General features: G+C 70.8%; 17 protein-coding genes, 2 tRNA genes and 1 pseudogene. 9 read left to right on the plus strand and 11 right to left on the minus strand.

From position 1 onward, the window contains the following. Window positions 1-51: 51 nt before the first annotated feature. The 3 genes from ACWCQ6_RS18720 (at window position 52) to ACWCQ6_RS18730 (ending at window position 2,953) form a co-directional block, all read left to right on the plus strand. A tRNA-Met gene (locus ACWCQ6_RS18720) sits at window positions 52-125 on the plus strand. Window positions 126-338: 213 nt separating this feature from the next. After that, complete coding sequence (locus ACWCQ6_RS18725) at window positions 339-2,531, plus strand: sel1 repeat family protein (RefSeq protein ID WP_451090451.1); 2,193 nt, start codon at window positions 339-341, stop codon at window positions 2,529-2,531. Window positions 2,532-2,879: 348 nt separating this feature from the next. Continuing rightward, window positions 2,880-2,953: transfer RNA gene (locus ACWCQ6_RS18730), tRNA-Met, on the plus strand. 51 nt (window positions 2,954-3,004) lie between these two features. Here ACWCQ6_RS18730 and ACWCQ6_RS18735 read toward each other — a convergent pair. The 4 genes from ACWCQ6_RS18735 to ACWCQ6_RS18750 all read right to left on the minus strand — a co-directional run bounded on the left by ACWCQ6_RS18735 (window position 3,005) and on the right by ACWCQ6_RS18750 (window position 6,474). Next, a complete protein-coding gene (locus ACWCQ6_RS18735) occupies window positions 3,005-4,147 on the minus strand; it encodes an ABC transporter substrate-binding protein (RefSeq protein ID WP_451090453.1) in 1,143 nt (380 codons plus the stop codon). A 32-nt stretch (window positions 4,148-4,179) separates the two neighbouring features. Then, window positions 4,180-5,049, minus strand: a complete 870-nt coding sequence (locus tag ACWCQ6_RS18740) for an ABC transporter permease (protein WP_451090455.1) — start codon at window positions 5,047-5,049, stop codon at window positions 4,180-4,182. Then, window positions 5,046-5,855 (minus strand): ABC transporter ATP-binding protein, encoded by an 810-nt coding sequence (locus ACWCQ6_RS18745; RefSeq protein WP_451090457.1) that lies wholly within the window; start codon window positions 5,853-5,855, stop codon window positions 5,046-5,048. Before ACWCQ6_RS18745 ends, ACWCQ6_RS18740 begins: the two co-directional genes overlap by 4 nt. Window positions 5,856-6,054: 199 nt before the next feature. Then, the gene (locus ACWCQ6_RS18750) at window positions 6,055-6,474 is read right to left on the minus strand and encodes a Fur family transcriptional regulator (RefSeq protein ID WP_451090459.1); all 420 of its coding nucleotides are present in this window, start codon (window positions 6,472-6,474) and stop codon (window positions 6,055-6,057) included. Window positions 6,475-6,635: 161 nt separating this feature from the next. Here ACWCQ6_RS18750 and ACWCQ6_RS18755 point away from each other — a divergent pair, with 161 nt between their 5' ends. After that, window positions 6,636-8,087: a catalase gene (locus tag ACWCQ6_RS18755; protein WP_451090461.1), complete on the plus strand. Its 1,452-nt coding sequence runs from the start codon at window positions 6,636-6,638 to the stop codon at window positions 8,085-8,087. Window positions 8,088-8,162: 75 nt separating this feature from the next. Here the strand turns inward: ACWCQ6_RS18755 and ACWCQ6_RS18760 are convergent, their stop codons facing one another. The 6 genes from ACWCQ6_RS18760 to ACWCQ6_RS18785 form a co-directional block, all read right to left on the minus strand. Beyond that, window positions 8,163-8,567, minus strand: coding sequence for a CBS domain-containing protein (locus ACWCQ6_RS18760; RefSeq protein ID WP_451090463.1), 405 nt, complete (start codon window positions 8,565-8,567; stop codon window positions 8,163-8,165). A 229-nt stretch (window positions 8,568-8,796) separates the two neighbouring features. Further along, window positions 8,797-9,597 carry a histidinol-phosphatase gene (hisN, locus tag ACWCQ6_RS18765; RefSeq protein ID WP_451090465.1) on the minus strand — a complete coding sequence of 267 codons (801 nt, stop codon included), beginning with the start codon at window positions 9,595-9,597 and terminating at the stop codon, window positions 8,797-8,799. A 216-nt stretch (window positions 9,598-9,813) separates the two neighbouring features. Beyond that, window positions 9,814-10,137, minus strand: a complete 324-nt coding sequence (locus ACWCQ6_RS18770; RefSeq protein WP_145803350.1) for a DMT family transporter — start codon at window positions 10,135-10,137, stop codon at window positions 9,814-9,816. Between the two features lie 90 nt (window positions 10,138-10,227). After that, complete coding sequence (rsgA, locus tag ACWCQ6_RS18775) at window positions 10,228-11,244, minus strand: ribosome small subunit-dependent GTPase A (protein ID WP_451090467.1); 1,017 nt, start codon at window positions 11,242-11,244, stop codon at window positions 10,228-10,230. Window positions 11,245-11,247: 3 nt separating this feature from the next. Continuing rightward, the gene (gene aroA / locus ACWCQ6_RS18780; protein ID WP_451090469.1) at window positions 11,248-12,564 is read right to left on the minus strand and encodes a 3-phosphoshikimate 1-carboxyvinyltransferase; all 1,317 of its coding nucleotides are present in this window, start codon (window positions 12,562-12,564) and stop codon (window positions 11,248-11,250) included. 63 nt (window positions 12,565-12,627) lie between these two features. Then, window positions 12,628-13,341, minus strand: coding sequence for a M50 family metallopeptidase (locus ACWCQ6_RS18785; protein ID WP_451090471.1), 714 nt, complete (start codon window positions 13,339-13,341; stop codon window positions 12,628-12,630). 77 nt (window positions 13,342-13,418) lie between these two features. On the opposite strand from ACWCQ6_RS18785, the gene ACWCQ6_RS18790 reads away from it, so the two are divergent. The 5 genes from ACWCQ6_RS18790 (at window position 13,419) to ACWCQ6_RS18810 (ending at window position 17,752) form a co-directional block, all read left to right on the plus strand. Then, window positions 13,419-14,234, plus strand: a complete 816-nt coding sequence (locus ACWCQ6_RS18790; RefSeq protein ID WP_451090473.1) for an SOS response-associated peptidase — start codon at window positions 13,419-13,421, stop codon at window positions 14,232-14,234. A gap of 16 nt (window positions 14,235-14,250) precedes the next feature. Continuing rightward, the gene (locus ACWCQ6_RS18795) at window positions 14,251-14,928 is read left to right on the plus strand and encodes an alpha/beta hydrolase family protein (RefSeq protein WP_451090475.1); all 678 of its coding nucleotides are present in this window, start codon (window positions 14,251-14,253) and stop codon (window positions 14,926-14,928) included. A gap of 273 nt (window positions 14,929-15,201) precedes the next feature. Next, window positions 15,202-15,858 carry a sigma-70 family RNA polymerase sigma factor gene (locus ACWCQ6_RS18800; protein WP_189542902.1) on the plus strand — a complete coding sequence of 219 codons (657 nt, stop codon included), beginning with the start codon at window positions 15,202-15,204 and terminating at the stop codon, window positions 15,856-15,858. After that, window positions 15,855-16,175: a mycothiol system anti-sigma-R factor gene (rsrA, locus tag ACWCQ6_RS18805; protein ID WP_451090477.1), complete on the plus strand. Its 321-nt coding sequence runs from the start codon at window positions 15,855-15,857 to the stop codon at window positions 16,173-16,175. The genes ACWCQ6_RS18800 and rsrA overlap by 4 nt, the downstream gene beginning before the upstream one ends. Before the next feature lie 137 nt (window positions 16,176-16,312). Next, on the plus strand, window positions 16,313-17,752 hold the full coding sequence (locus tag ACWCQ6_RS18810; RefSeq protein WP_451090479.1) for an HD-GYP domain-containing protein: 1,440 nt from the start codon (window positions 16,313-16,315) through the stop codon (window positions 17,750-17,752). On the opposite strand, the pseudogene ACWCQ6_RS18815 reads toward ACWCQ6_RS18810, so the two are convergent. After that, window positions 17,742-17,829, minus strand: a pseudogene (locus ACWCQ6_RS18815) (1-acyl-sn-glycerol-3-phosphate acyltransferase); the annotation flags it as partial. The gene ACWCQ6_RS18810 and the pseudogene ACWCQ6_RS18815 overlap by 11 nt on opposite strands.

The raw sequence follows: 17,829 nt of genomic DNA on the forward strand, positions 1-17,829 counted from the left end.
TAACCGGGTAAAGGCTTCACCCCGTGTCGTGGTACGGTTTCCACACAACGACGCGGGGTGGAGCAGCTCGGTAGCTCGCTGGGCTCATAACCCAGAGGTCGCAGGTTCAAATCCTGTCCCCGCTACTGAAAGACGAAGGCCCGGATCCTTTCGAGGATCCGGGCCTTCGTCATGCCGTGGCGACTTTCTTGTGCAAGGTGCGTGAAGTGCGGTTCGCGGGGCACGAGTTGGGTCCGGACGTGTTTGACTTATCTCTCTGTGGGCATGTCGACAAAACGCTGAAGTGACCTCACTGGCCGCGATATACCAGGTGTACGCGGGTTGCAGGTGGTGCGACGATGGTATTTATGGGGGACAGGGCAACTCTGTTGGAGACAGGGCGGTTTGTGCAACGTCGCGTTGATCCGCCGGACAACGCGATGAATGCGGCTTTTGGTGGTGCCGCCGCGGAGAACAACGAGACCACTGACACACCTGAGACACCCGATACACCTGAGATCATCAAGGCGACCGAGACTGCCGAGACTGCGGGGTGTGCCGCGACCGTCGAGAGCACAGAGTTCACAGAGAACACGGGAAGCGCTGGGGCCGACGGGAGCACCGGGACCGCGGGGGTCGCGCAGACTTCCGGGAGCGCCGGGAGCGCCGGGAGCGCCGGGAGCGCCGGGAGCGCCGGGAGCGCCGGGAGCGCCGGGGGCGCCGGGAGCGCCGAGAGCGAGGAGAGCGCCGAGAGCGAGGCGCGTCACCGTCGCGCCGCCGACGCCGGGGACACCGCATCGATGAGCATCCTCGGTGCCCTTCTGCTGCGCCGGGGTGACCTGGACGGCGCCGAACCGTACCTGCGCGGGGCCACCGCGGACGGCGACCGGGCCGCGGCCAACAACCTGGGCGTCCTCCTCCACCAGCGCGGATACGTCGACGACGCGGCCGGCTGGTGGCGTATCGCCGCCGTCGCCGGCTCCGCCGCCGCCGCGCACGCCCTGGGCCGCTACTATCGCGAGCGCGGCGACGAGCCCGGTGCCGAGTACTGGCTGCGGCAGTCCGCCGAGCAGGGCCACGCGCTGGGTGCGTACGCCCTCGCCGACCTGCTGGAACACCGCAGCGATGTCGGCGCGGAGCGCTGGCTGCGGGCCGCCGCGGAGCAGGGGCACCGGGAAGCCGCGTACCGCCTCGCACGCATGCTGGACCGTAACGCCGCCGACGACCCGCACGACGCCTTCGGCCGCCCGGGACTGGGACCCGGCGCGGGCGAGCGGTCCCGTGCGCCCGGCCGTTCCGCGGTGCGCAGGGACGACGGCCCGGTGGCGGGACCGGCGACCGGGCGTGTGGGCGAGGCGGAGCAGTGGTACCGGCAGGCCGCCGCGCGTGGCCACCGGCGGGCCGCCCTGCACCTCGGCGCCATCCTCGAACAGCGCGGCGAGCCCAAGGAGGCCGGCCGCTGGTACCTCATCTCCGCGAAGGCGGGCGAGGCGCGCGCCGCCTGCGCGCTCGGCTTCCTGCTGCGTGACGCGGGCGACGAGGAGAGCGCCGCCGTGTGGTGGCTGCGCGCCGCCCAGGACGGCGACGGGAACGCCGCCAACGCCCTGGGAGCCCTGCACGCAGCCAGGGGCGAGCAGCAGACCGCCGAGCGCTGGTACCGCGCCGCCATGGACGCGGGCGATGTCAACGGCGCCTACAACCTCGGCCTGCTCTGCGCGGCCCAGGACCGTACGCCGCAGGCCGAGCAGTGGTACCGCCGCGCCGCGTACGCCGGCCACCGAGAGGCGGCCAACGCGCTGGCCGTGCTCCTGCTCCAGGCGGGTGACCCGACCGGTGCCGAGCCCTGGTTCTCCAAGGCGGCCGAGGCGGGCAGCGTCGACGCGGCCTTCAACCTCGGCATCCTGTACGCCGGGCGCGACGAGGACCGTGCGGCACTGGTCTGGTACGAGCGTGCCGCGGCGGCAGGCCACACCGAGGCCGCCCTCCAGGTCGGTATGGCCCTGCTGCATCAGGGCGAGGAGCAGGAGGCGGAGCGCCATCTGCGCTGTGCGGCCGGCGGCGGCAGCGCGGAGGCCGCCTTCCGGCTGGCCGGGGTGCTGGACTCCCGGCAGCCGCCGCCCGGCCCTCCCGCGCTCGGCGAGCCGATGCCGGAGAAGACCGAGTGCGAGGAGTGGTACGAGCGGGCCGCCGAGCAGGGGCACCGCCGCGCCCAGGTGCGGGTCGGGATGCTCGCGGCGGCCCGGGGCGACGTGGACAGCGCCGCCCGCTGGTACCGCGAGGCCGCCGAGTCGGGCAGCCGCAACGGCGCCTTCAACCTCGGGCTGCTGCTCGCCCGCGAGGGCAGCGAGCGTGAGGCCGCGCTGTGGTGGAGCCGGGCCGCGAACGACGGGCACGGGCGGGCGGCCCTGCGCCTCGCCCTGCTGGCCGCCCGCCGCGGCGAGCTCACCGAGGGGCAGCGCTGGTGTGCGCGGGCGGTCGAGCTGGGCCCGGCGGAGGTCGCGGAGCGGGCGGCCCGGCTGCGGGAGGCGCTGCACCAGGAGCTGACCGCGTAGGGCCCGTGGGGCCGCGCAGGGACACGGGGGCCGCGTGGTGGGGCCTGGGGCGTGTTTCGAAAGTGGCGTCGTCCGCCCGGAGGGCGGGGTCGGGGGTGTCCGGTGCGTGCGCTCGCAAGGCGGAGGGAGGAGAGCGCAGCGGGCTGCGCCGACGACCGACAACGCGGCGAGCGATGGGGTCTCCCCTGCTCGAGCGAAGCCGAGAACTTGGGGAAGTGCCGGGCGTTCCCGGCCCGGCGGGACTTTCGAAACACGCCCCCGTACGTCCGCGCGCGGCCCGCCCGTCCGGGGCGCCGGAACTGATTTGCGCTGCTCCGGAGCGGTGACGTACAGTTCTAATCACAACGACGCGGGGTGGAGCAGCTCGGTAGCTCGCTGGGCTCATAACCCAGAGGTCGCAGGTTCAAATCCTGTCCCCGCTACTGAAGACAGAAGGTCGGATCCTTTCGAGGATCCGACCTTCTGTGTATGCGTCAGAGTTTGTGGCCCACCGCCTCCGCGTACATCGCCCGGTCGACGGCCTTCGCCTCCGGTACCGGAGCGCCCTTCGAGACGCCCGAGTCGGCGTACGCCTCCTGCAGCCGGTCCGTCGTGCCCTTCCGTATCTCCCAGTCCATCCGCATCGACGGGGTCGACCGCAGCGTGGCCTCGTCGGTCTTCATCAGCTTCGCCAGCTCGGTGACGAAGCCGGGATCGGACTTGTAGTCGCCGGCGAAGTAGGTGTTCACCGTCCGGATATAGGCGCGGAGGAAGGCGACACCCGCGTCCGGGTCCTTGTTCAGCAGTGTCGGACCGAAGAGCAGGCCGCCGAGCGGTTCACCGACGGGCTGGCCTCCCAGGAACGCGTATCTCTTGTCGCCGTCCACCTTGCGCCAGATCGGATCGAGCAGCCAGGCCGAGTCCACGCCGCCGTTCTGCAGCGCGGTCAGCACATCCGCGGAACCGAGCTGCTGGAAGCTGATCCTGTCGAGGCCGCCGCCGTGCTTCTTCAGGGCGGTGTCCATCGGGTACGCGATGACCGAGCCCTTGCCGATCATGGTGCCCAGCTTCCGGCCCGCCATCTCGACGTGATCGGCGCTCTCGCCGTCCTTGAGACGCACCCACAGGCCGCTCTTGGACGTGGGGGCGGGGGAGAAGTTCCCCGCGACCCACTTGATGACGAAGCCGCCGTTGATGCCGTTCATCACGGCTGCCTCGGGAGCCGCCCACTGGGCGTCCACATCGCCCTTGGCGAGCAGCGGAAGGGCGTCGGGGGTGGGCAGCACCTTCAGTTCGACGTCCAGCCCCTCCTTCGCGAACTCGCCCTTCGCCACCGCGACCTGGAGCGGAGCGACGTACTCCGCGCTCAGGGTGCCGGTGGCGACGGTGATCTTCCGCCTCTTCGCCAGGGGCTGGGCCGCCGGGGCGCCCGAGTCGCAGCGGGCCGCCTTCCGGTCGGCGGCGAGTTCGGCCGGGTCGGTCCAGCTGCCGGCGCCACAGCCCGCGACGGGCCTGACGGTGCGCGGCGCCGCGGCGGCACCGTCGCCGCCGGAGTCGGGCCCGGCGCAGCCCGCCGCGCCGAGCAGGGATGCCGTGACGAGCACGACGGTGCGGGTGAAGGGGGTGTGTGTACGCACAATGCCTCCGTACGAAGAGCCAGGGGAGCCGTTCAGGACCGACCGCGGCCGCGGTCGCGCGGGGCCCACGGTGTGAGCAGCCGCCCGGCGAGCCGCACCGCTTCGGAGAAGACGACACCGAGGACCGCCACACACACGATGCCGACGAACATCACGTCGTTCTGGAACAGCGCCCGGGAGTCGAAGATCAGATGGCCGAGACCGTCGGCCGCGGCGATCTGTTCGGAGGCGACGATGACGAGCACGGCCACTCCTGCCGCGATCCGTGCCCCGACCAGGACCGCGGGCAGCGACGCCGGCAGCAGCACATGGCGGAACATCTGCCAGGCCGAGGCGCCGAAGACCTGACCGGCATCACGGTGGCCGGCCGGGACGGCGAGCACGGCCGCCATGGTGGAGATCCAGACGAAGAAGAAGACGGTCGCCGCGACCAGGGCGATCTGCGGCCCTTCACCGAGGCCGAACATATTGAGGAAGACCGGCAGCAGGGCCAGCTTCGGCACGACGTACAGGGCGTCGAGCATGGGTTCCAGCGCCGCCCGTACGAGGGAGAGCGAGCCCATCAGCAGGCCGAGCGCGTATCCCGCGACGGTGCCGATCGCATAGCCGCCGAGGACCCGCTTGAGCGTGGCCCATACGTCCGGCCACAGTTCACCGGCGCCCGCCCGGTCCAAGCCGTCCGCCAGGATGGTGGAAGGGGCGGGGTAGACCCGGGCGTCGATCCAGGACTGTGCGGCGGCCAGTTGCCAGAGCAGCACGAGGAACAGCGGTACGGCGACGGCGAGCGCGATCTCCAGGGCTCGGCGCCTGCGGTGGGTGCGTACCGGATGCAGCTCGTGCGGGCCCGGTCTGCGGACCAGGACGCCCTCGTCGGGCTTCGTGGCGTTCACGGTGACGGTCATGCCAGGACCGCCTCCCTGTGCACCTCGCCGCGCAGGAGTTCCCACAACTCGCTCTTCATTGCGGTGAACTCGGGTGCCGAACGGACTGTGCCGGTGCGCGGCCGGCCGAACGGCGGGCGGCGCTCGGCGATGATCCGCCCCGGTCTGGCGGACATCACCAGCACCCTGTCCCCGAGCACGATCGCCTCTTCGAGGCTGTGGGTGATGAAGAGGGTGGTGGTACGGGTGGTCTGGGTGAGGTCGAGCAGCTCGTCCTGGAGGATGGTGCGCAGCTGGGCGTCGAGCGCCGCGAACGGTTCGTCCATCAGCAGTATCTCGGGTTCGACGGCGAGGGCGCGGGCGATCGCGACCCGTTGCCGCATTCCGCCGGAGAGGGCGGCCGGATACGCCCCCGCGAAGTCGGAGAGCCCCATCCGGGCCAGCCAGTCGCGCGCCCTCGAGTCGGCCTCCTTGCGTGGTACGCGCTGGATGTCGAGACCGAAGCGGACATTGGCGAGCACGGTCTTCCAGTCGTGGATGCCGTAGTCCTGGAAGATCATCGCCGCCGGACGGGACGCGGCCGTACGGATGGACAGCTCGCCGGAGCTGGGGCGGAGCAGTCCGGCGGCGATCCTGAGAAGAGTGGACTTGCCGCAGCCGGAAGGACCGACGATGCAGGTGAACTCGCCCGGTGCGACGGAGAGATCGAGCGGGCCGAGGGCGGGCAGGGCCTTGGCGCCGCGCCCGAACGAGCGGGTGAGCGCGTCGGCGCGGAGTTTGGGGCTGGTGGCTGTGGTGGCGGGTGGGGTCGGGTGCGGATCTCCCACGGGTCTCTCCTCGCGCGTATCGAGGTGCGGATCCGCCGCGGGGCGGACGTGATCGCCGCAGACGATATGACTACCCGTCAGATTCGGGAAGGGGGTGCGCGTGTGCCGGTGACGGGGAGGTGGTGTCCGTTGCGGGGATGCACGCGGAAGACCCCGATGCGGATGATGCTCGCACCGGGGTCTTCATCGCTCGTTCGGGTCAGCTTGTCGCCGCGCAGCTGGGGCAGATTCCTCTGTAGGTGACCTCGACGTCGGACACCGTGAAGCCGAAGCGTTCGTCGCTCGGCAGGTCCGCCATCGGGTCGCCGGCCGGGTGGACGTCGCGGATCGTGCCGCAGGCCGCGCAGACGAGGTGGTGGTGAGGACGGTGTGCGTTCGGGTCGTAGCGCTTGGCCCGGCGGTCCGTGGAGACCTCGATGACCTCGCCGAGCGACACCATCTCACCCAGCGTGTTGTAGACGGTGGCGCGGGAGATCTCGGGCAGCTTGGCCACGGCCCGCGCGTGGACCTCGTCGGCCGTGAGGTGCACATGGTCCCCGTCGAGGACCTCGGCCACGACGCGCCGCTGCGCAGTCATGCGCCAGCCGCGTCCGCGAAGTCGTTCCAACAGGTCACTCATGGAAACAAGCCTAACAGTGAAGGGACCAGGTCCCGAACGGGTGTGACTTTGGATGTCTACTTGACTTGGACTTAGTCCATTGTAGGATCGGCACCGGCATACGCCAAGGGACAGGCTGTGCAGGACAAGACGAATGTGCAGGAACGACGCAGGAGGCGCACGTGACGCAGGGACCGCTCACCACGGAGGCCGGCGCGCCGGTCGCCGACAACCAGAACAGCCAGACCGCGGGCGTCGGCGGTCCCGTCCTGGTGCAGGACCAGTCGCTGCTGGAGAAGCTCGCGCACTTCAACCGCGAGCGCATTCCGGAGCGCATCGTGCACGCCCGCGGCGCCGGCGCGTACGGCACGTTCACGCTGACCCGCGATGTCTCGCAGTGGACCCGGGCGAAGTTCCTCTCCGAGGTCGGCAAGCAGACCGAGGCCTTCCTGCGCTTCTCGACCGTGGCCGGCAACCTCGGCTCGGCCGACGCGGTGCGCGACCCCCGAGGCTTCGCGCTGAAGTTCTACACCGAGGAGGGCAACTACGACCTCGTCGGCAACAACACCCCGGTGTTCTTCATCAAGGACGCCATCAAGTTCCCGGACTTCATCCACACCCAGAAGCGCGACCCGTACACCGGCTCGCAGGAGGCGGACAACGTCTGGGACTTCTGGGGTCTGTCGCCCGAGTCCACCCACCAGGTGACCTGGCTCTTCGGCGACCGTGGCATCCCGGCCACGCTGCGCCACATGAACGGCTACGGCTCGCACACGTACCAGTGGAGCAACGAGGCCGGCGAGGTCTTCTGGGTCAAGTACCACTTCAAGACCGACCAGGGCATCAAGAACCTCACCCAGGACGAGGCCAACAAGCTTGCCGGTGAGGACCCGGACAGTCACCAGCGCGATCTGCGCGAGGCGATCGAGCGCGGCGACTTCCCGTCCTGGACGGTGCAGGTCCAGATCATGCCGGCGGCCGAGGCGGCCACGTACCGCTTCAACCCGTTCGACCTCACCAAGGTGTGGCCGCACGCGGACTACCCGCCGATCGAGATCGGGAAGCTGGAGCTCAACCGCAACCCGGAGAACATTTTCGCCGAGGTCGAGCAGTCGATCTTCAGCCCCGCGCACTTCGTGCCGGGAATCGGCCCGTCCCCCGACAAGATGCTCCAGGGCCGTCTCTTCGCCTACGGCGACGCCCACCGCTACCGCGTCGGCATCAACGCCGACCACCTGCCGGTGAACCGTCCGCACGCCACCGAGGCGCGCACCAACAGCCGGGACGGCTACCTGTACGACGGCCGCCACAAGGGTGCGAAGAACTACGAGCCGAACAGCTTCGGCGGTCCGGCCCAGACCGACCGCCCGTTGTGGGAGCCCACCACCGTCTCCGGCGAAGTCGCCACGCACGTGGCCCCGAGCCATGCCGAGGACAACGACTTCGTGCAGGCCGGAAACCTCTACCGGCTCTACTCCGAGGACGAGAAGGCCCGGCTGATCGAGAACCTCGCCGGGTTCATCGCCAAGGTGTCGCGCGACGACATCGCCGAGCGCGCGATCAACAACTTCCGCCAGGCGGACGGCGACTTCGGCAAGCGTCTGGAGGCCGCGGTCCAGGCCCTTCGTGGCTGATCCGGACGACTGTCGTCGGCGGTGGGCCGGTCTCCCCTCGAGGGGAGACCGGCCCACCGGTCGTTCACCGGGGGCTCAAACGATGAGTTCCGCGTGGTGGCGGCGCCTGGCGGGCGCCCAGCAGCGCAGGATGTCGCGGACGGAGACGATGCCCACGGGCCCGTGGTCGTCCAGCACGATCAGGTGGCGGAACTCGCCGTGTGTCATGGCCTCCGCGGCCTCCGCCAGGGTCCAGGTGGGCGCGGCGAAGACCACGTCGGTGGTGGTGTGGGTGGCTGCGATCTCGACATCCGGATCCTGGCCGGAGCCGACCGCGTTGAGTATGTCGCGTTCGGTGAGGATGCCGAGCCCGCTGTTGTCCTTGTCGAGGACGACCGCGGCCCCGATGCGGCGGACCGACATCAGCCGGGCGGCCTGGCGGAGCGTATGGGCGGGCCCGATGGTGAGGACCAGCGTGCTCATGGCGTCTCGGACGAGCATGAAGGGAGCCACCTCCTTGGTGAAAGGGCGCGTGAGCCGATTCACAAATTCACAAGCGGGGGACTCTCAGAGTTGCACCGATGCGCGGAAGGGACAAGGGGGGCGAACCGCTCAAAGGGTGTGCGCCGGTGTGCGACGCCCTTCGGTGATGGAGCGTGGCCGGGTGTGCCGGTTCAGTGACGTCGGTTCAGTAACGCCGGTTCAGTAACGCTGGTTCGGTAACGCTGGTTCAGTAACGCTGGTTCAGATAACCGAGCAGCTCATGGTGGAGCAGTCCGTTCGAGGCCGCGGCGTTGCCGCCGCCCGGACCGGAGACCCCGTCCAGGCTGGTGAACTTCCCGCCCGCCTCCTGGACGATGATCGCGTTGGCCGCCATGTCCCAGAGCGAGAGCTCCGGCTCCGCGCAGATGTCCACCGAACCCTCGGCGACCATCATGTACGGCCAGAAGTCCCCGTACCCACGCGTGCGCCAGCAGGCCCTGGTCAGATCCAGGAATCCGTCGAGCCGGCCCTGCTCCTCCCAGCCGCTCAGTGACGCGTACGCGAATGAGGAGTCCGCGATCCGCTCCACCTTCGACACCTGGAGCCGGGTCGCGGAGGTCAGGCTGCGGCCGGAGAACGCGCCCGCCCCCTTCGCCGCCCACCAGCGCCGGTTCAGCGCGGGTGCGGAGACCACGCCGACCACCGGCTGGAAGCCTTCCTCGCCGGCCTCCATCAGCGAGATCAGCGTCGCCCAGACGGGCACGCCCCGTACGTAGTTCTTGGTGCCGTCGATCGGGTCGACGACCCAGCGCCGCGGGCCGGTGCCCTCGATCCCGAATTCCTCGCCCAGAATCGCGTCGCGCGGGCGGGCCCGATGGAGGTGGCCGCGGATCAGCTCCTCGGCGGCCTTGTCGGCCTCGCTCACCGGCGTCATGTCCGGCTTGGTCTCGACCTTGAGGTCGAGAGCCTTGAACCGGTCCATCGTCGCCGCGTCGGCGGCGTCCGCCAGTACATGGGCAAGGCGCAGATCATCGTGGTAATCGGGCATGCCGTCACAGTATCGACCGCAGGTGAACGGGGCCACCGGCGGATCCTGGCCGGGGTCGCGGTGTCCGGCACGGCACTTCGCCACGTCGCCGAGCCACCCGGACAGCTCCCCTATGAGGTGATCCGGCGCCTTGCGACGCACCGCACCGGACGCCGCGCCCTGTTCGGCCCTGATCCGCCGGACAGGCCCTCGTGGCGGGGCGGACGGCGGACGGGGTCAGTGGGACGAGCCCGAGAGCTGGAGTCCGATCACCCCGACGATCACCAGGGAGATCGAGACCAGCTTGAGGGTGGAGACCACGTCGTCGAGGAAGACCATGCCGTAAATCGCGGTGCCCGCCGCGCCGATGCCGGTCCACACCGCGTAGGCGGGCCCCACGTCGAGCTTCTTCAGTGACAACGTCAGCAGACCGAAGGATCCGAGCGCGAAGACGCAGAACGCGATGGTCGGCCAGAGCCGGGTGAAGCCGTGCGAGAGTTTCAGACAGACGGCGAAGCCGGTCTCCAGAAGTCCTGCGACCACGACCAGCAGCCACGCCATCGTCAGTGCCCTCCCACTTCGGTGACCGCCTTGCCACACTGAGTGTGATTATGCATTTACCTGCGGCGGTAGATCGCAAACGTGCCTCGGTCAGTCGCCTTCGCGCCGCTCCCGCGTGGACAGCAGCCGGTGCAGCGAGTCCAGCCGGGCCGGATCGGCATGGCCGTCCGCCACCCAGGCGACCAGGGCGCATTCCGGTTCGTGGCTGTCATGGGTGCAGCCGCGCGGGCAGTTCTCGGTGCCGGGCTCCAGGTCGGGGAAGGCGTGGATCACCCGGGACGGGTCGATGTGGTTGAGCCCGAAGGAGCGGACACCGGGGGTGTCGATCACCCAGCCGCGGTAGTCCGGCAGCGGCAGCGCCAGCGCCGATGTGGTGGTGTGCCGGCCGCGGCCGGTGACCGCGTTGACCACTCCCGTCGTACGCCGCCGGTCCTTCGGTACCAGCGCGTTGACCAGTGTGGTCTTGCCGACGCCGGAGTGCCCGACAAAGGCGGTGACCCGGTCGTTCAGCTGCTCGCGGACCCGCTCGGCCGCGTCGCCGTTCTCCAGCTCCTCGCGGCTGGTCACGATGAACGGGACGCCCAGTGGGGTGTACGCCTCCAGCAGCTTGTCCGGGGAGGCCAGATCCGACTTGGTGAGGACCAGGAGCGGGGAGAGCCCGCCGTCGTACGCGGCGACCAGACAGCGGTCGATCATCCGAGGCCGGGGTTCCGGATCGGCCAGCGCGGTGACGATCGCCAGCTGGTCGGCGTTGGCGACGACCACCCGCTCGTACGGATCGTCGTCGTCCGCGGTCCGGCGCAGCACCGAGCGGCGCTCACCGATGCGGACGATGCGGGCGAGGGTGTCCTTGTCACCGGAGAGATCACCGACGAGAGAGACGGTGTCACCCACCACGGCGGCCTTCCGGCCCAGCTCACGGGCCTTCATCGCCATGACCGTACGATCGTCGACGAGACAGGTGAGACGGCCCCGGTCGACGGTGAGGACCATGCCCTCCTCGGCGTCCTCGTGCTTGGGCCGGATGTTGGTACGGGGCCGGTTGCCCTTGCGGTTGGGGCGGACCCGGATGTCGTCCTCGTCGGGGTTCTTGCCGTAGCGGCGCATGTCTCAGGCCCCGAGCATTCCGGTCCACATCTGCGGGAAGTCCGGCAGGGTCTTGGCGGTTGTCGCCACGTTCTCGATCTCCACTCCGGGGACGGCAAGGCCGATGATCGACCCCGCGGTGGCCATCCGGTGGTCGTCGTACGTACGGAAGGTACCGCCGTGCAGCGGCCGGGGCCGGATGCGGAGACCGTCGGCGGTCTCGGTGACATCGCCGCCGAGCTCGTTGATCTCCTTGGTGAGCGCGGCCAGCCGGTCCGTCTCGTGCAGCCGCAGATGGGCGACACCGCTCAGGGTGGACGGGGAATCGGCCAGCGCCGCGACGGCCGCGATGCCCGGAGTCAGCTCGCCGACCTCGCCGAGGTCGACGTCGATGCCGTGGATACGGCCCGAACCGGTGAAGGTGAGGCCGCGCTCGGTCAGCTCGCAGCTGCCGCCCATCGCCGTGAAGATCTCCCGTAGCGCGTCGCCCGGCTGGGTGGTGCGCTCGGGCCAGTCGGGGATCGTGACCCGGCCGCCGGTGACCAGGGCGGCCGCGAGGAACGGCTGGGCGTTGGACAGATCGGGCTCGATGGTCAGGTCACGGCCGAGCAGGGCGGAGTGGGAGACCCGCCAGACGTTCGGCTCGCCGCCCGTCTCCGGTTCGTCGACCTGCGCGCCGACCGCCCGCAGCATGTCGACGGTCATCCGGATGTGCGGCATGGAGGGGAGCCTGGCGCCGGTGTGGCGCACCTCCACCCCCTGGTTGAAACGCGGCGCCGACAGCAGCAGCGCCGAGACGAACTGGGAGGACGAGGAGGCGTCGATCGCCACCGGTCCGCCGTCCAGCGCACCGCCGCCGTGCACCGTCATCGGCAGCGAGCCGCGCCCCTCGTCGTCGATCCGGGCGCCGAGCACCCGAAGTGCGTCGATCACGCCGGTCAGCGGGCGCTCGTACGAACGCGGGTCGCCGTCGAAGCGGATCGGGCCGTCGGCGAGCGCGGCGACCGGCGGCAGGAAGCGCATGACCGTGCCGGCGTTGCCGACGTCGATCGTGGTCGGGCCGTGCAGGCCGGCCGGGATGACCCGCCAGACCTCGCCGGAGCCGTCCGGGCCCACGCCCTCCTCGATGCCGACGCCCATCGCGCGCAGCGCCTCGGCCATCAGCAGGGTGTCGCGGGAACGCAGCGGGTGGCGCAGCCAGCCGGGCTCGGCGGCGAGCGAGGCGAGGACGAGCGCGCGGTTGGTGACCGACTTCGATCCGGGCACGGTGACCGTCGCGTCGACGGCCCCGGTCGCATGCGGGGCGGGCCAGAGGGCGGGGTGCACGGAACTTTCGGTCATGGACCTCACTCTAGAGCGTCCGGCGAGCACGGCAGCTTTCGTCGGCCCCCGCCGCCCCCGCCCTCACAGACCGAGCAGCCAGCGCCCGCCGCCGATCAGCGAGCAGAGCGACACCGAGTGGAAGAGGAAGAGCCAGAGCGCGGCCGGTACGTCCGTCAGCCGCGACAGCTGATCCGCGTCCGAGTCCGGCGCACCGCCGTACCGCCGCTTGGACTGGAGCTCGAAGGGCGGGCGCACGCCGCCGAGCAGCAGGAACCAGACCACGGTGTACGCGAACAGCGACTGCCAGGCGGGTGAGGCCAGCCAGGACACCAGCAGGAAGCCCGAGCCGGTGAGGATCACCGTCAGCGCCCCGTACACATTGCGGATCATCACCAGCATCACCGCGAGCAGCGCGGTGGCCACCCACAGCAGGAGGGTGATCCTGCCGTCGACCAGCAGCCACGCGCCGCCCAGGCCCAGCAGCGGCGCGGCGGTGTAGCCGGCGGCCGCGGTGAGGATCATGCCGATCCCGGTCGGCTTGCCGCGGCTGACGGTCAGGCCGCTGGTGTCCGAGTGCAGCCGGATGCCGGACAGCTGCCGTCCGGTGAGCAGGGCGATCAGCCCGTGCCCGCCCTCGTGCGCGATGGTGATCGCGTTGCGGGTCAGCCGCCATATCGGGTTCGGCACGACGGCTATCAGCGCGAGCGTGCCGGTCACCACCACGAGCCACTGCTCGGGGGCGGGCTGGGTACCGGACACGCGGTCCCACAGATTGCCCAGATCGGTGCTGTTCATGACGTGGGCGGCTCCTTGCGGTTCGGCTTGCGGTATCGGCGTCCGGCCGGCGTGGCGGTCGTGGCAGTCTGGCACTTATGTGCGGACGGTATGCAGCGAGTCGGCGGCCCGAGGACCTGACCGGACTCTTCCGGGTCGAGAAGTGGGAACCGGCGGAATCCCTGGCGCCCGACTGGAACGTGGCGCCCACCAAGGAGGTCTACGCCGTACTGGAGCGTCCTCTGAAAGACGCAGACGACCCGCGTCCGGTTCGCCAGATGCGCGCGCTGAAGTGGGGACTCGTACCGTCCTGGGCGAAGTCACCGGAGGGCGCCGCGCGGATGATCAACGCCCGCGCCGAGACCGTCCACGAGAAGCCGTCCTTTCGCCGCCCCTTCGTCTCCCGGCGGTGCATCCTGCCCGCCGACGGCTACTACGAGTGGGTCACCGGCGCGGACGAACGGCAGCTGGAGGAGAAGGGGAGGAAGAAGCGCCCGCGCAAGCAGCCGTACTTCGTGACGCCCGCCGACGGATCGGTCTTCGCGATGGCCGGACTGTACGAGTTCTGGCGCGACCGGACACTGCCGGACGACCACCCGATGGCCTGGTGGGTGACCTGCTCGGTGATCACGACCGAGGCGGAGACCACCCCGCTCGCCGTGGCCCCCGCCGACGGACCCGCCACGCTCGCCGACATCCACCCCCGGATGCCGCTGATGCTGACTCCGGACCGCTGGGACGCCTGGCTCGACCCCTCGCGCACCGGCATCGAGGAGCTGAGGGCCCTGCTCGCACCGCCGCCGGGCGGCCTGATGCGGGCCTATCCGGTGGCCACGGCCGTCAGCAACGTCCGCAACAACGGCCCCGAACTGCTGGAAGAGCTGGCCGCGCCGGAGGTGGGCACCCTCTTCTGAGCCCGGGGCGGGGAGGATGGGACATGTGAGTACTGCAGAGACGGGCCGCCGGGTCGAGGCGGTCGACACCGATGCCGGACCGGCCAGGATCAGCTGGTTCCCTGCGACGGGCACGAAGAAGACCGGGAGCGCGCGGCTGGTGCTGGCCCTCGGCCACGGCGCGGGCGGCGGCATCGAGGCCCGCGACCTCCAGGCCCTGGCCGCCGCACTGCCCGCCCACGGGGTGACCGTGGCCCTGGTGGAGCAGCCGTGGCGGGTCGCCGGGAAGCGGCTCGCGCCCGCCCCGAAGACCCTGGACACCGGGTGGCGGGGGCTGTGGCCCGCGCTCGCCGCCGCCGGGGCGCCCGTCGTCGCGGGCGGGCGGAGCGCCGGGGCCCGGGTGGCCTGTCGCACCGCCGCGGAGCTGGGCGCCCACGCCGTCCTCGCGCTCGGTTTCCCTCTGCACCCGCCGGGCAAGCCGGAGAAGTCCCGCGAGGACGAGCTCCTCGGCACCGGCGTCCCCACGCTCGTCGTGCAGGGCGGCCGCGACCCGTTCGGGCGGCCCGCCGAATTCCCGCCGGGGGAGTACGAGCTCGTCGAAGTGCCGTACGGCGATCACGGGTTCGCCGTGCCGAAGAAGGCCGGTTTGAGCCCGGACGAGGTGATGGGCATCCTGACCTCCGCCGTGACCGGCTGGCTGGGCGCCCTCGTGTGACGCACACCCCGGGAATGTTGCGCGGGGGGCCACTGTTGTCGGTGTCATCGGTACATCAACGTCGTACGTGGAGAGGGAGTCCGTCGCATGGGTTCGACCATCTGCCCGCGCCGCTCGAACGCCGCTGACCTGGAGTGGACGGTGCTGCATGCGGCCAGGACCACTCCCGAGCGGGCGCCGGGCGGATCGGAACGACAGCCCGTCTCCAAGGAAGGTCGACTATTCTCCGATTCGAGCGGGTCCGGTTTCGGCTCCGCCACAGCGTTGGAGGAGGTGGGTCCGGTCACTGGGACCGACACGGGGACCGACGACGGCCGCGCACAGGAGACGCCCGCCGAGCGCAACGCGCGCTTCGAGAGGGACGCGCTCGGTTACCTCGACCAGATGTACTCGGCCGCGCTGCGCATGACGCGCAACCCCGCGGACGCCGAGGACCTGGTCCAGGAGACATATGCCAAGGCGTACGGCTCCTTCCACCAGTTCCGTGAGGGCACCAACCTCAAGGCGTGGATGTACCGCATCCTCACCAACACGTTCATCAACTCGTACCGCAAGAAGCAGCGCGAACCCCAGCGCAGCGCCGCCGAGGAGATCGAGGACTGGCAGCTGGCGCGCGCCGAGTCGCACATGTCGACCGGTCTGCGCTCCGCGGAGTCGCAGGCGCTCGACCACCTGCCGGACTCCGACGTGAAGTCCGCACTGCAGGCGATCCCCGAAGAGTTCCGCATCGCCGTGTATCTCGCCGATGTCGAGGGCTTTGCCTACAAGGAGATCGCGGACATCATGGGGACTCCCATCGGTACGGTGATGTCCCGACTGCACCGGGGCCGCCGCCAGCTGCGCGGCATGCTGGAGGACTACGCCCGTGAGCGCGGGCTCGTCCCGGCCGGTGCCGGAGAGTCGGACGATCGGAAAGGCTCGGGCTCATGAGCTGCGGAGAGCCGCACGAGACGGACTGCTCGGAAGTCCTCGATCATCTCTACGAGTTCCTCGACCACGAGATGCCCGACAGCGACTGCACCAAGTTCGAGGTGCACTTCGAGGAGTGCTCCCCGTGCCTGGAGAAGTACGGACTGGAGCAGGCGGTCAAGAAGCTGGTGAAGCGCTGCTGCGGCCATGACGACGTGCCCAGCGATCTGCGGTCCAAGGTCATGGGCCGGATCGATCTGATCCGCTCGGGGCAGGCCGTGCCCGAGCAGGACGTGACGGCCGCGGCGAGCGAACAGCCGACCGCCGCCAAAGAATGACACCCGGCGGCCGGGCCGTACCGGCCGCCGCCACCGAATCACCCGAACGTGCTAATCGGGCGCATTGGCGCTCGACCGGTCGCGCAACTCGCTAGCGTGGCGCCTCCATTGACCATGTTGGGGGGCGGGCCGAGCGGGTGAGAGCCACACGCGGGGCGGCGCGCCCGTACATTGCGGCGGTCGCATGGGGCGCCCTGTGGTGTGTGTTCCCCGCCCTGCGCGGCGGCGCGGAAACCCCGTGGGTCACCGTCGCACTGCTCGCCGGGCTCTATCTCGTCTGTGAACTCCCCGGGCGACGCCCCTTCTTCGGCAGCTCCGTGCCGATCCGTGCCGGGTCCTTCTTTCCGCTGCTGCTCGCCGCCGCCTTCCTGCTGCCGCCCGCCGCCGCAGCCCTCGTCGCGGTGCCCGGATCGCTCGTCGGCCGGGTGGAACAGCCGCCCGCCGCCGCTCGGCGCGTCTGGCGGGCCGCGCAGCTCGCCGTCACGGTCTGGGCGGCCTCGTCCGTCCACGGACTCCTCGGCGGCAGCGCCACGCTCGGCGGCTCCGGCCGGCTCCCCGACCTGCCCTACGCGCTCCTGCCCGCCTGCGCCGCCGTCCTGGCCTTCAGCCTCGTGCTGACCGCGCTGGACGGCTCCATCCTGGTCGCGGCCGAACGGCTGCCCCTGCGGCGGGCCTGGAGCGGGCTGCTGCCCCGCTCGCTGGGGGCGCACCTGGTGCACGGACTGGCGGGGCTGATGATGGCGGTCCTGTGGCGCGGCCCGTACGGTCCGCTCTCCGCGCTCATCGTCCTGCTGCCGATGTACATCTCCTGCTGGGTCTTCGCCCAGTACCACCGCGAGCACGCCGCCCACCGCGCCACCATCAGGGCGCTGGTGCAGGCCGTCGACATCAAGGACACGTACACCCGCGGCCACAGCGAACGGGTCGGGCGGGCCTCCGTCCTCATCGCCCGCGAACTGGGCATGGCCCCGGACCGTCTGGAGGTCGTCCGCTTCGCCGGCATCCTGCACGACGTCGGCAAACTCGGCGTCCCCACCCGGGTGCTCCGCAAGGACGGGCCGCTCACGCCCCAGGAACGACAGGTGATCGAACTGCATCCGGAGTACGGGCACGAGATCGTCCGCGGCATCGGCTTCCTCGGCGAGGCGCGGGCCGCGATCCTGCACCACCACGAACGGCTCGACGGCAGTGGCTATCCGTACGGGCTGAGCGGACGCGAGATCCCGGAGTTCGCCCGGGTCGTCGCGGTGGCGGACGCCTTCGACGCGATGACCTCGACCCGGTCGTACCGGCGGGGGAGACCGGTGCCGGCCGCGCTGGAGGAGCTGAAGCGGTGTGCGGGCACGCAGTTCGACCCGCAGATGGTCCGGGCGCTGGTGCGCGGTCTCGACCGGTACGGCTGGTCGGCGGCGACGACGGCCGGGACCGCGGACGAGCCCGGGGTCCCGGGGCCCCGCAGCGAGAGCGCGAGCGCCGTCCCGGGCTGCCCCCGTCCGTCCGGCGGGCTCGACCACGTACCTCCTCCGCAGCCGTCGGCGGACGGGCTCGGCGCGGCGCCCGGCCCGCAGCGCCCTTGAAGAAGGCCGCGGTCAGCTTGCCCTTCACGCCGGGTCCGGTGAAGTACTCGGACTTGGCGATGAAGGTGACCTTGCGG

It is taken from the genome of Streptomyces sp. NPDC001880, assembly GCF_053594575.1.

Bases quoted from the DNA above. Each gene is read 5' to 3' on its own strand.
- rsrA (WP_451090477.1), top strand. From the start codon at position 15,855: ATGAGCTGCGGAGAGCCGCACGAGACGGACTGCTCGGAAGTCCTCGAT.
- ACWCQ6_RS18740 (WP_451090455.1), bottom strand. From the start codon at position 5,049: ATGACCGTCACCGTGAACGCCACGAAGCCCGACGAGGGCGTCCTGGTC.
- ACWCQ6_RS18785 (WP_451090471.1), bottom strand. From the start codon at position 13,341: ATGAACAGCACCGATCTGGGCAATCTGTGGGACCGCGTGTCCGGTACC.
- ACWCQ6_RS18725 (WP_451090451.1), top strand. From the start codon at position 339: ATGGTATTTATGGGGGACAGGGCAACTCTGTTGGAGACAGGGCGGTTT.
- ACWCQ6_RS18770 (WP_145803350.1), bottom strand. From the start codon at position 10,137: ATGGCGTGGCTGCTGGTCGTGGTCGCAGGACTTCTGGAGACCGGCTTC.
- aroA (WP_451090469.1), bottom strand. From the start codon at position 12,564: ATGACCGAAAGTTCCGTGCACCCCGCCCTCTGGCCCGCCCCGCATGCG.
- hisN (WP_451090465.1), bottom strand. From the start codon at position 9,597: ATGCCCGATTACCACGATGATCTGCGCCTTGCCCATGTACTGGCGGAC.
- rsgA (WP_451090467.1), bottom strand. From the start codon at position 11,244: ATGCGCCGCTACGGCAAGAACCCCGACGAGGACGACATCCGGGTCCGC.
- ACWCQ6_RS18790 (WP_451090473.1), top strand. From the start codon at position 13,419: ATGTGCGGACGGTATGCAGCGAGTCGGCGGCCCGAGGACCTGACCGGA.
- ACWCQ6_RS18795 (WP_451090475.1), top strand. From the start codon at position 14,251: ATGGGACATGTGAGTACTGCAGAGACGGGCCGCCGGGTCGAGGCGGTC.
- ACWCQ6_RS18750 (WP_451090459.1), bottom strand. From the start codon at position 6,474: ATGAGTGACCTGTTGGAACGACTTCGCGGACGCGGCTGGCGCATGACT.
- ACWCQ6_RS18760 (WP_451090463.1), bottom strand. From the start codon at position 8,567: ATGCTCGTCCGAGACGCCATGAGCACGCTGGTCCTCACCATCGGGCCC.